The 13081-nt window shown below is 29.9% G+C and carries 9 protein-coding genes; 7 read left to right on the forward strand and 2 right to left on the reverse strand.

All coding sequences use genetic code 11. The features are described from left to right. Window position 1: 1 nt before the first annotated feature. Window positions 2-4375, reverse strand: coding sequence for a glutamate synthase large subunit (gene gltB / locus LNAT_RS04755; protein WP_096258888.1), 4374 nt, complete (start codon window positions 4373-4375; stop codon window positions 2-4). Window positions 4376-4459: 84 nt separating this feature from the next. Here gltB and recO point away from each other — a divergent pair, with 84 nt between their 5' ends. The 6 genes from recO to LNAT_RS04785 all read left to right on the forward strand — a co-directional run bounded on the left by recO (window position 4460) and on the right by LNAT_RS04785 (window position 10400). Then, window positions 4460-5077, forward strand: coding sequence for a recombination protein RecO (recO, locus tag LNAT_RS04760; protein WP_096258889.1), 618 nt, complete (start codon window positions 4460-4462; stop codon window positions 5075-5077). 58 nt (window positions 5078-5135) lie between these two features. Beyond that, window positions 5136-7367 (forward strand): AAA family ATPase, encoded by a 2232-nt coding sequence (locus LNAT_RS04765; protein WP_096258891.1) that lies wholly within the window; start codon window positions 5136-5138, stop codon window positions 7365-7367. 46 nt (window positions 7368-7413) lie between these two features. Beyond that, window positions 7414-8577 carry an NAD(P)/FAD-dependent oxidoreductase gene (locus LNAT_RS04770; protein WP_096258893.1) on the forward strand — a complete coding sequence of 388 codons (1164 nt, stop codon included), beginning with the start codon at window positions 7414-7416 and terminating at the stop codon, window positions 8575-8577. Continuing rightward, window positions 8549-8821, forward strand: coding sequence for a hypothetical protein (locus LNAT_RS04775; RefSeq protein WP_096258894.1), 273 nt, complete (start codon window positions 8549-8551; stop codon window positions 8819-8821). Before LNAT_RS04770 ends, LNAT_RS04775 begins: the two co-directional genes overlap by 29 nt. A gap of 168 nt (window positions 8822-8989) precedes the next feature. Beyond that, a complete protein-coding gene (locus tag LNAT_RS04780; protein WP_096258895.1) occupies window positions 8990-9721 on the forward strand; it encodes a hypothetical protein in 732 nt (243 codons plus the stop codon). A gap of 4 nt (window positions 9722-9725) precedes the next feature. After that, entirely contained in the window at window positions 9726-10400 is a 675-nt protein-coding gene (locus LNAT_RS04785) for a hypothetical protein (protein ID WP_096258897.1), read from the forward strand. Window positions 10401-10617: 217 nt separating this feature from the next. Here LNAT_RS04785 and LNAT_RS04790 read toward each other — a convergent pair whose 3' ends face one another. Further along, entirely contained in the window at window positions 10618-12093 is a 1476-nt protein-coding gene (locus LNAT_RS04790) for an aldehyde dehydrogenase family protein (RefSeq protein WP_096258898.1), read from the reverse strand. 65 nt (window positions 12094-12158) lie between these two features. On the opposite strand from LNAT_RS04790, the gene LNAT_RS04795 reads away from it, so the two are divergent. Beyond that, window positions 12159-13079: a branched-chain amino acid transaminase gene (locus LNAT_RS04795; protein ID WP_096258900.1), complete on the forward strand. Its 921-nt coding sequence runs from the start codon at window positions 12159-12161 to the stop codon at window positions 13077-13079. Window positions 13080-13081 lie beyond the last annotated feature (2 nt).

A 13081-nucleotide genomic window follows, 5' to 3' on the forward strand; every position in this document is an offset into this window, starting at 1 on the left:
CTTAATCCATATCGTTTGGATCGAGAGGTGGGCGGTTGTCTTTTGGAGTTACAAGCCAGAAGTGTCTCACTTCACTTCTGAAGTTGTCTAAAATGAATTTAGCTTTTTTGCTTCCTGTTGCATTGTAATATTCAATGAGTCTTTTTTTAAGATAAAGTTTTGGTTTTTCATTTTCATCAATATCAATTCTTCTAATTTCAATTAATTCAGGATTTATTTTATCTACAAAATTATGTTTTTTATCATAAACAAACGCAACCCCGCCTGTCATACCTGCACCAAAGTTGATACCAGTCTCGCCTAGGATAATTACTTCACCGCCTGTCATATATTCACACGGATGGTCTCCCGTACCTTCAACAATTGCCACAGCCCCTGAGTTTCTAACGGCAAATCTTTCTCCTACAACTCCTGCAATAAACAGTTTTCCGGCAGTTGCTCCGTATAAACATGTATTTCCGGCTGCGGCCCCCTCTTTTTTAGGAGTGATTATAATTTTTCCTCCGGCCATTCCTTTACCTACATAATCGTTTGCAACTCCTTTTAGTTTTAGGGTTACCCCTTTACTTAAAAACACACCGAAACTCTGACCAGCAACTCCTTCAAGTTCAATGATGATTGAATCGTCCGCAAGTCCTGCATCTCCATAATATTTGGCAATCATACCGCTTATTCTTGCTCCAAAACTTCTGTTTAAGTTAATAATATTGGCTTTTACTACAGATTTATGATTTGGATTTTTAATTGTTTCCATTACTTTATTTAGGATTTCTTTTTCAAATTCATTTTTATCAAACGGTACATTTTCTTTTTGTTTGGTGTTAACACCTTCAACATGTCTAACCAGTGCTGAAAAATCGAATTTTTTAGCTTGAGGAATGTCTTTTACAGTAATTAAATCGTTTCTACCGATAATTTCGTCTAAACTTTTATATCCCATTTTAGCGAGATATTCTCTTACATCTTCAGCGACATTCAGCATATATTTTTTAACCTTATCAACATTTCCTCTGAATTTTTCCCTGTATTCAGGATCTTGTGTGGTAATTCCCACAGGACATTTATTTGTCTGACAGCTTCTGCAGAATATACAGTCAACCGCCATTAAAAGGGATGTACCAAATGCATAATATTCAGCTCCAAAAAGTGCTCCAAAAATTACGTCTCTCCCAACTTTAAGTGCCCCGTCTGTTTCAAGTGCCACAAACTCTCTTAAATGATTTTCCTTAAGTGCATTGTGGGCTTCTATAAGTCCAAGTTCCCAAGGATTTCCCGCATGACGGATTGAAGTAACCGGTGCCGCACCGGTTCCTCCTTCGCTTCCGCTTATTACAATCTGGTCCGCATATGCTTTTGCAACACCTGCCGCGATTGTTCCAACTCCTGCGGTTGAGACCAGTTTTACGCTTATAGTTGCAGTCGGATTTATCTGTTTTAAGTCAAAAATAAGCTGTGCTAAATCCTCAATTGAATAAATGTCATGATGAGGAGGTGGTGAAATCAATGTTTTTCCAGGGGTTGTATGTCTTAATTTTGCAATATAAGTTGTTACTTTAAATCCAGGTAGCTGTCCGCCTTCACCCGGTTTTGCACCTTGGGCAACTTTAATTTGAATTTCTTCCGCATTTACTAGATATTCAGGGGTTACACCAAATCTTCCAGATGCAACCTGGCGGATTTTACTTCTTTTAATTGTTTTATTTCTGACAGGGTCTTCCCCTCCTTCACCCGAATTGCTTTTGGCTCCAAGTTCGTTCATTGCCTGGGCAATTATTTCATGGGCTTCAGGACTTAAAGCCCCGATACTCATAGCAGCACCCACAAATCTTTTTACAATGCTTTCAGCACTTTCAACTTCATCTATTGAAATAGGTTTTCTGTCACTTTTGATATCAAGAAAATCTCTAATGTAAGTAGGCCTTCTGTTTTCTACCAATTTTTTAAATTCTTCATAATCTTTTTTGTCTCCGCTTAACATTTTTTTGAATGTTTTAACAACTTCCGGAGTAATTTCATGTGTTTCGCTGTTTCTTCTGTATTTTATAACACCGCCGTTATCAAGTTTGTCGCTTTCAAATGTTTTTTCATGTCGGATATTGATTCTTTCTTCAATGTCTTCATATGTAAGTCCCGGAAGAAGAGCCTTGCTTCCTATAAAACATTCATCAGTTACTTCTTTGCTAAGACCGATAATGTCCATTAATGCTGAATTTCTATAACTTGCAATAGTAGAAATTCCCATTTTTGACATAATTTTTAAGATACCTTTATTTAATGCAGAATGAACATTAAATAAGGCAGTTTCTCTGTTTATGTTTTCTTCTTCTGCAATTTGAACTACTGTTTTAAATAATAAATACGGATAAATCGCACTTGCGCCGTATGCTATCAGTACCGCAGCATCATGAGGGTTTGTAACTTCTCCTGTAATTGCCACAATACTTGTTAAATGTCTTAATTTATTATCAATCAGTTTTTTATGAAGTCTTCCTATTACCATAGACATAGGAATTAATTTATGGTCTTTATCTAAATTTCTGTCATCAAGAAAAATAATTCTAATGCCACCTCTTACATCTTCAACTATTTCATCTGTGAGTTTTTCAAGAGATTCTTTTAAATTTTCTTTAAATACAGTTGAATATGTCTTATTTTTATAATCTTTTTCAAATCTCGGAGATTCCTCGTCACCAAAACTTTTTAAAACTTTAAGTTTTGTCTGAGTTAGAATTGGTGAAGTTGTTTTTATTCTTCTTGCGTGTTCCGGAGCTTCATCTAATATATTGTGAATTTCTCCAAATCCAGTATTTAAACTCATTACAATTTTTTCTCTGAGTGAATCAATAGGAGGATTTGTGACCTGGGCAAATTTTTGTCTGAAGAAATCATTAAAACTTCTAAACGGATAATCACTGAAACATGCAAGCGGAGTGTCATCTCCCATAGAACCGGTCGGTTCTTTTGCATCTTTCATCATAGGTTTAATCATTAAATTAATAGTCTCTTTTGTAATTCCGGCATATCTTTGTTTGTAAATTAAATCATTTAATTTTATATTTTCATCTATTGAGTAAGGATTTTCTATATATTCCTGAAGATAAATCATATTTTCATTTAGCCATTTTGTATAAGGATTACTTGATTTTAGATATTCATCAATATCTTTATTTTTTAGAACTACTCCAAATTTTGTATCAACTCCTATCATCTGACCGGATTGAAGTCTTCCTCTCTCAACGATTTCATTATCATCCAAATCAAGTACCCCGTATTCGCTTGCTATCAAAATTCTGTCATCTTTTGTAATTGCATATTTTGCCGGCCTTAGTCCGTTTCTATCAAGAACTACCGCAATATATCTTCCATCACTCACACTGACAGCAGCAGGTCCATCCCAAGCTTCAAATCTGGTCGAAAAATATTCATAAAACGCTTTAAGCTCACTGTCAAGATACGGTGCATTCTGCCAAGGCATTGGAATAAGAGATCTTACAGCTTTAAAAAAGTCCATTCCGTTCATAATTAAAAATTCAATCATTCTATCAAGACTGCTTGAATCGCTTTCATCAAATCTGACAATAGGAAGTAATCTCTCAAGTTCTTCTTTTGTAAATACTTCTGATTTAATAGATTCTGTTTTTATTAAAGAATTTATTCTGTTTGCCTGGATTGAATTGATTTCCCCGTTATGTGCTATAAATCTAAATGGCTGGGCAAGTCTCCACTCAGGCAGGGTGTTTGTTGAAAATCTCTGATGAAACAGGGCAAAGTACACTTCAAAATCTTTATCTGCTAAATCCGGATAGAATTCTTTTAAATGATTTGGCATTAAAAGGCCTTTATAGGCTACTTTTTTAGAAGAGAATGTCGGAATGTAAAAATCTTTATCGTCTATAAAATTTTCAATTTCTTTTCTTGTTAAATATAAAAGTTCTTCAAATCTTTTAATTGCAATAATTGAATTTGGGACTATAAATGCATGATAAATTTTAGGTAAAGTATTTAGGGCAAATTCTCCCAGCGCTTCTGTATTAACAGGTACTTCCCTCCATAAAACCACTTTTAAATCGTTTTTTTCACAAAATTCTTCCACTGTGGCTTTTTGATTTTCATTTTTTAGGAAAATTACACCTATTCCGAAATTTTCAGGTAAATCGATTCCCTTTTCTTTTGCCACTTTTCTAAAAAATTTTTTAGGCATTGAAAAAAGTAGACCGCTTCCGTCTCCACTTTTTCCATCAGCCGCAATTGCACCCCTGTGCATCATTCTCTCAAGTGCTTTCAGGGCGTCATTTACCAAGCTGTGGCTTGCTTTTCCCTTAATATTGGCTATTACACCAAAACCGCAGTTATCTTTAAATTCTAATCCACTCATAAATTTGTCCTTTTAAGAGGTTATTTATCCTAATTTTATAATTTCTAATTATAGCAAAAAAAAGTTATTTGATATAATTTTCACATGAAAGGCTTAATATTAAACACCATAAGGGTCCGGGACGAGGATTTAATTGTAAGAATTCTTACAAAAAATGAAGTATTGACTTTATACAGGTTTTATGGGGCCAGGCATTCATATATAAATGTTGGTTTTTTTATAGATTTTGTAGTTGAAGAAAGTTATAAAACCACAATAAAAAGACTCAGAAATGTAACTCAAATACCTTTTTCTTTTTTGTTTGAGAGGGAAAAAGTGATTTATTTTAATGAATATATAAGACTTTTAAATGCTCATTTTATTGACGTAAGCAGGGTGGATAGTTTTTATTACGAAAGTTTATACAAACTGGCTAAAACTTTACATGAACGGGATGTAAAAAGGGCTGTAATTGAGCATTATGTAAGTTTGCTTGAAAAAGAGGGTAGGCTTCACAGGGATAAAATATGTTTTTTGTGTGAAAAAAAAATAGAAAATAAAATAGCTCTTGCAAGAAGTTTCCTGCCGGCCCATGAAAAATGTATCTATTCAGCCGGATTTGACGAGGAAAAAATCGATACGCTTTTTAATGAGAAAAAGACTATTCTTTTCAGTGATGAAGAAATTGAAAAGCTTTGGAAGATATTGAATTTAGGGATATGAAAAAGTAAAAAAATAAATTAAATAAAAACGGAATTATTATATTTTGAAAGGATGAAAAGTGATTAAAGAAATTATAATTAAAAATATAGCGACTTATGACTCAAAAGGTATTGTTATTGATAATTTATCAAAAGTGAATTTTATTTATGGTGCTAATGGAACAGGTAAAACTACAATATCTAATTATTTAGCTGACAATTCTATTTGTAATAAATGTCAAATTAAATGGGTTAGTGAACCTTTAGAAGTATTAGTTTATAATAAAAAATTTAAAGATAAAAACTTTTATTCAGAAAAACTAAAAGGGATATATACTTTTGGTGAGAAGAATAAAGATATAATTCAAAATATTGAAGAGTTAAAAAATAAATTAGAAAATATAAAACAAAAAGGTGCTGGGATTAAATCTAAAAAAGAGGAGTTAGAAAAAAATGTCAAAGAATTAGAAAAAGATTTAAGTGAATATATTTGGAAAAATTTATATAAAAAATATGAAATAGATTTAAAACAAATATACTATGGGAATATTTCAAGTAAACCTGTTTTTAAAAATTTTATTTTGCAATTAGTGGATAAATTTAATGATGAAAATAATATTATATTAAATTTAGATGAAATAAAAAAAGAATATAAATTATTATTCGCAGAGAATCTATCTAAATTAGAAAAAATAGATATAAATTTACAACAATTATTAAAAGAAATTATTACAATAGAATCAAATTCAATTTTTAATAAGAAAATTATTGGGAAAGAAGATTTAGAAATTTCTAAGCTAATAAATAGTTTAAATATGGCTGATTGGGTTTATAAGGGCAAAGAATATTTAAATTATACAAATGACAAATGTCCATTTTGTCAAAAACCAACCATAGATGAAAATTTTAAAAAACAAATTGAAGAATATTTTGATGAAGAATATGAAAATGATTTAGAAACACTAATAAACTTAGAAAATAAATATTCTTTAATGGTTAAAAATATAAAAATACAAATTAATAATATTATTAATAAAATTAAACAAAATAAAGTTTATATGAGTTATGTAAATATAAAAGATTTAGAAAGTATATTTAAAATTTTACAAGAAAAATTTACTATTAATATGCAAAAAATCAAGGAAAAAATTAAAGAGCCAAGTAGAAGTATATATTTAAAAAATAACTCTGAAATTTTAAATAAGTTTATTCATCTAATTGGAGATTTAAATAAAAAAATTGAGGAATATAATGAGAAAGTGGAAAAAAGAGAACAATTAAAAGAGCAATTAAAAGAACAATTTTTTACTTATTTAATTTTTTTATATAAGGATGAAATAAATTTAAGATTAAGAAAAATAAAAGGAATGAAAAAAGGAATAAAAAATTTAGATAAACAACTAAATAGTTTAAGAAATAAATATCAAGAAATTAATAAAAAAATAAAATTTTTAAATGCTACTTTAACAAATATTTCTTCTAGTGTAGAGAAAATTAATAATTTATTAGAAAAATTTGGGTTTAATAATTTTAAACTTGAAATAGTTGATAATAATTATTATATAATTGTTAGAGAAAATGGAGAAATTGCCAAGGATACTTTGAGTGAAGGTGAAACAACATTTATAACTTTTTTGTATTTTTTGCAATTAGTCGAAGGCTCTTTTGAAAAAGAAAATGTAAAAAATAGTAAAGTTTTAGTGATTGATGATCCTATTTCAAGTTTAGATAGTCAAGTTTTATTTATTGTAAGTACTTTAATTAAAGAATATATTCTAAAAATTAGAAAAGAACATAATTATTTTATAAAACAAATAATTATTTTAACTCACAATGTATATTTTCATAAAGAAATTAGTTTTATTTCTCAAAGGGAACAATCTAGTAATAGAAAGGATACAAGTTATTATATTTTAAGAAAATATAATAATATCTCTTTTATAAATTATTTTAAAGAAAATCCAATACAAAGTTCTTATGAATTATTATGGAAAGATTTAACAAATGCTATAACTAATGGCAATTCTTGTAAAACAACAATTCAAAATATTATGAGGAAAATATTAGAAAATTATTTTAAAATTTTTGGAGGTGTAAGTGAGGATGAAATTATTAATATGTTTCAAAATCCAGAAGAAAAATATATATGTAAATCATTAATATCTTGGATTAACGAGGGATCTCATACAATTCCAGATGATTTTGAAATTCAAAGTCCCGATTATGAAATAGAAAAATATAATAAAGTTTTTAAAGAAATATTTTTTAAAATGGGCCACGAAGCTCATTATAAAATGATGATGAAAATTTGAAGTTAATAAATTTAATATTTTAATTTTAAATAATAAAAGGCAATAAATGAAAATTTTAGTAGTCGGTGCCGGAATTATTGGTATGAGTTTAGCGTATGAAATAAGAAAAAAATATCCTGAATTTGAAATAATGATTATTGATAAAGAAGCTCACGAAGCATTTCACGCAAGCGGAAAAAACAGCGGAATTTTACACGCCGGCTTTTATTATAGTGCTGATTCACTCAAAGCTAAGCTTACAGCCAGGGGCAATAAACTGATGAAAGAGTTTTGTTATAAAAATAATATTAAAGTAAATGAAACGGGTAAGCTTGTAGTAGCCAAAAATGAAGAAGAAGTAGAAACTCTTTTTGAGCTAGAGCGAAGAAGTAAAGTTAATAATGCCGGGGCTTATATAATTACTGAGGAGGAAGCTGAAAAAATTGACCCAAACGCAAAAACTGTAAAATATGCTCTTTATTCTCCAAATACAGCAAGTGTAAATCCCAGAGAGGTTTGCAGGATTTTGAGAAAAGAGCTTGAAAGACAAGATGTTAAATTTATTTTTAATATGCCTTTTGAAAAATATGAAGAAAGCTATGATTTTTTAATAAATGCGGCAGGGCTTTATGCCGATAAAATTGCTCATAAATTTAACATGGGGCTTGAATATACAATGCTGCCGTTTAAAGGCCTTTATAGGAAATATTTGGGTGAGGATAAAATTAAAACCCAAATCTATCCCGTGCCAAATATTAAAAATCCGTTTTTAGGGGTACATTTTACGCTTATGGCTGATAATACCATTAAAATAGGACCTACTGCAATTCCTGCATTTTGGAGGGAAAATTATGTTGGGTTTGATAGGTTTAATTTAAGCGAATTTATTGAAATTTTAAGCCTTGAAGCAAAACTTTTTATTAAAAACGCTTTTGGTTTCAGGGATTTGGCTTTGTGGGAGATGAGGTATTACAATCCTAAATATTTAATCGAAGAAGCTAAAAAACTTGTTAAAAAACTAAGGGGCGATTTTAAACCTTATCCTCCCGGAATCAGGGCACAGCTACTTAATAAAAAAACAAATGAGCTTATTATGGACTTTTTGGTTGAAAAAAATGAAAATCAAATACATATTTTAAATGCGGTATCACCTGCATTTACGGCAAGTTTTGCATTTGCCGAATATGTAATAAAGGAATATTTTGATAGGTATTTTATTCAAAAACAATAAACTCTCTTCATATCCAGCAGAGATTTTGGTAGATGAAAAGATTTATAAAAATATTGATGAAGTGGATGTAAACGTGATTGCCGGTCTTTCTATGCCAAGTGAGATGATAGAAAAGCTTAGAAAAAAAGGTATTATGTTTTTAAAAATAAAATCTCTTGATGAATTGAAAGATTTAAATATTGATATTAATGTGCCAAAAGAATGGCAAAAAAGAGGGTGGAAGTGTGGCAAGAAAGGTTTTTGATTATAAATTTTTTGTTTTGAAAATTAAAATTAAATATAGTAATTTTGTTACTTTTTGTAAATTTTTTTCAAATTAATTTAATTTTTATAAAAGTAGGGGTTAAAAAATTAAGGTTTGCAACACTATATAAATATAGGGGGACTATTAAATTTTAATAAAAGGGATAAAATGCAAAACAGATATGTAGGAGATATTGGAGATTACAGTAAATTTGTTTTAATTAAAAATTTATTTAATGGAAAATGTGGAATTATTTGGTATTTATATCCAAATGAGGGACATAATAATGATGGTAAATTTAGAAATTATGAAAAATTTGAATTGCAAGATAAAGAAATAGTTGAAATTATGAGCTATTTTTCTAAACACAAAGAAAGTGAAAGAAGTGTTCAGGAATTAGAAAAAATTTTAATTAATAATGGATTTGATTTAACTTTTTTTAGTAATTGTATAGAATGTAACTGTAAATGTCTTTTTTCTAATGTAAATGAACGATTAGAGTATAGAAAAAGTTGGTTTGATAAAGCTTTAAATAAAATGAAAAATTGTAATATTGTTTTTGCTGACCCTGATAATGGTATAGAGGTTAAAAGTTGTCCTTTAGGAGATGTAAAAAGTGGAAAATATATTTATTTTGATGAAATTAGTAAACTTTTAAAAAATCATAAAACAGTTGTAATTTATCAACATTTTGAAAGGTCTAAAACACATAGAGTACTTGTAGACGAAAAAGTTAAAAAACTATATGAAAAAATAGGTAATAATTTTAATTTCTATGCTGTTAAATTTAAAAAAGTATCTCCAAGGGCTTATTTTATTTTAAGTAAAGAAAATTTAGAAAATAAAATTAGAGAATTTTGCGATGAATTTAAAAATGAATTTGAACTTTTAAAAGGGTGATAAAATGCAGTTTAAAAAAATGACATTAAAAGAATGGAATGAAAAATTTGACTGCGGTTTGATAACTTCTTATAGGAGATTTAATAATTGCGGATTTGAAAAAAACATTCCTTGTGAAATTGATGAATTTGGACAAGTAGTTAAAGAAAAACCAAGAGTTTTAACAGATGAAGAAATAAAAAACAGCAAAAGAAATAGAGCTTTGCTAATAGAACTTTTAAGGCTTAGATATAATTTATTATCCGCTTCTTTAAACTCAGAAGATGAAAAAATAAAAGCAATTTTTGTTGTAGATGTCAATAATAAAGGCACATTAAAAAAAGATTTGGCAAAATTGGGAGTTAAATATAAGCAAGATAGTGTGTTGTTTTTACCAAAAGGGACTTTAAATTTTGAGAATAAATTAAAGGCTTATTTAATAGGGACTAATAAATGTTGTAATAATCTTTTAAAATTTGGAGAAATTAAATTGCTTGAGAAAAAAATTTTTATGATTATAAATACTAAAGAATTTTTTTTAGAAGATATTTTGGAAAAACCAAATTTTTTAAAGGTATTTTCAAGCGGCTCCCAAGCTATGGGAGCAAATTTTATAGTTAAATCTTATGAAAAAACAATACCTTTGGAATTAATAAAAGAATTACAAAAAAATATTATTCAATTAATTTCAAAAAGATAAATCCCATTATTAATAGGGTTTTTCAAAAAGTACAATATTTTTTGCTTTGATTTTATTACAAAATTTTAAATAAAGATTTGAATTGTATTTAATAAATAATGCATAGCTTTTATTGGGATTTAATTTTAAATTGTTAACGTGAAAATATTTTTTAAGAATTTATAAATTATTTCACTATAAGAAGAAAAAAAGTGCCGATTGGCAGGTAATTTTTATTTTATCTAATTATAATAGTTTTAATTTCAGTCATATCCTCGATTGCAAATTTAGGTCCTTCCCTTCCGATTCCCGAGAGTTTTACTCCTCCGTAAGGCTGAATGTCAAATCTTAAAGTTGGAATATCATTTACAATAACTCCTCCGGCTTCAAAATCGTCAATCGCTTTTTGCATTAAATCAATTCTGTTTGTAAAGATTGAATATTGGAGTCCATATGGAGAATTATTCATTTTTTCAACTGCTTCTTCATAGCCGTTAACTTTTACAAGGCTTACAATCGGGGCAAATACTTCTTCGCATACTATATTCATATCATCCGTTACATCAGCTAAAATTGTAGGATAAAGGATGTTTCCTTCTCTTTTTCCGCCTGCAATTACTCTGGCACCCTCATTTACAGCCGAATTTATCCAGTTTTCAGCCCTGATTGCCGCCTCTTCGTTAATTAACGGTCCCATAAATGTATCTTCATCAAAAGGACTTCCGACTTTAAGTTTACTTGCTTCTTCACCAAGTTTAGCTGCGAAATCATTATAAATTTTGCTGTCCACATAAATTCTCTGAAGAGAAATACAAACCTGCCCTGAATTTGCAAACGCTCCAACTGCACATCTTTTTGCCGCCCAGTCAAGGTCTGCGCTGTTTTCTACAAAAGTAGCCGCATTTCCGCCAAGTTCAAGTGTTATTTTTTTAATTCCAGCATTTTGAGTAATTATTTTTCCAACAGCTACACTTCCTGTAAAACTGATTTTTCTAGGAATAGGACTTTTTACGAGAGTGCTTCCGACTTCTGCATCTCCATAAACAACACTTAAAGCATCATCAATTGCGTATTTGCTTTCAATAAAAAGTTTTGCAAAAGCATAGGCTGTGTATGGGGCTTCTGGAGTTGGCTTTAATACGACGCTATTTCCTGCAACAAGAGCTGGTCCTATTTTATGTGCTACAAGATTTAGTGGGAAATTAAAAGGAGTTATTGCAACTACTACTCCAAGGGGAACTCTTTTATAAAAAGATGTGGTTTTTGCACCGCTTGGCGTTGCATCTGTTGGAATGGTTTCTCCCACAATATCATAAGCCGCGGCTGCTGTTATTTTTAGGTTTTCTATACATCTTTGAACTTCCACTCTTGATTGGCTTATCGGTTTTGCAACCTCAAGGGTTATGCATTTTGCAAATTCCTCTTTTCGCTCTTCTAGTTTTTTAGCTACATCTTCTATCCATGCAATCCTTTGTGCTAGAGTTGAATTTTTAGTTTTCTTAAATGCTTTTTTTGCAGTTTCAAGTGCTCTTTTTGCATCTTCAGGAGTGCATTTTACATAACGGGTTGTTGTCTCTTTTGTGTAAGGATTTATAATTTCACCAAGCTCTCCATCTTCTTCATTTGAGCCTATCAGTTTTTTAGCCACTAAATCTTTTAATTCTTTTTTTTGATTTTCTTTGAATATATCTATAAATTTTTTGAAAAATTCCATAAATTTTCCTTTTTTCATTAATTATATCAAATTTATGATAAAATTGCTTTTAAAAAAGGCTAAGAATGAATGAGGCTAAATATATTTGGATGGATGGAAATTTTGTTCCTTGGCATGAGGCAAAAGTTCATATTTTAACTCATACACTTCATTACGGAAACGGTGTGTTTGAAGGGACCAGGGCTTATCAGACTGAAGACGGGCTTGCAATTTTTAGACTTCAAGATCATACAAAAAGACTTTTAAATTCAGCAAAAATTGTAAAAATTGATGTACCTTTTAACCAGGAGGAACTTGAAAGAGCCCAGGTTGAATTACTTAGAAAAAACGAATTTAAAGGAAATGTATACATCAGACCTTTAATTTTCTTGGGTTATGGGAAAATGGGTCTTTATCATATAGGAGCTCCTGTGCACGTGGCAATTGCGGCATGGGAGTGGGGTGCCTATCTTGGTGAAGAAGGATTGGAAAAAGGAATCAGGGTAAAAATTTCTTCTATTGTAAGAAATCCTGTAAAATCAACTTTTGGAAAAGCAAAAGCCGTTGCAAATTATCTGAATTCTCAAATGGCAAAATATGAAGCGATTGAATGCGGATATGAAGAAGCTTTAATGCTTGATGAAGAAGGATTTGTGGCTGAGGGAAGCGGGGAGTGCTTTTTTATTGTAAGAGACGGGGTTTTAATTACTCCTCCAAATGATAATTCACTTGAAAGTATTACACAGTCAACCGTTATTGAAATTGCAAAAGAGAGGGATATTCCGGTTGAGAGGAGAAGAATAACAAGAGATGAAGTTTATATTGCAGATGAAGCGTTTTTTACAGGTACCGCAGCCGAGGTTACACCTGTTAGGGAAGTTGACGGAAGAATTATAGGTGATGGTAAAAGAGGAGAAATTACAAAAGAATTGCAGGAAGCTTATTTTGACGTGGTTTATGGAAGAGACAAAGGCTATAAACACTATTTAACGTACATTGAAGGATAATT

The sequence above is a fragment of the Lebetimonas natsushimae genome, from assembly GCF_002335445.1.
Lineage (GTDB): Bacteria > Campylobacterota > Campylobacteria > Campylobacterales > Nautiliaceae > Lebetimonas > Lebetimonas natsushimae.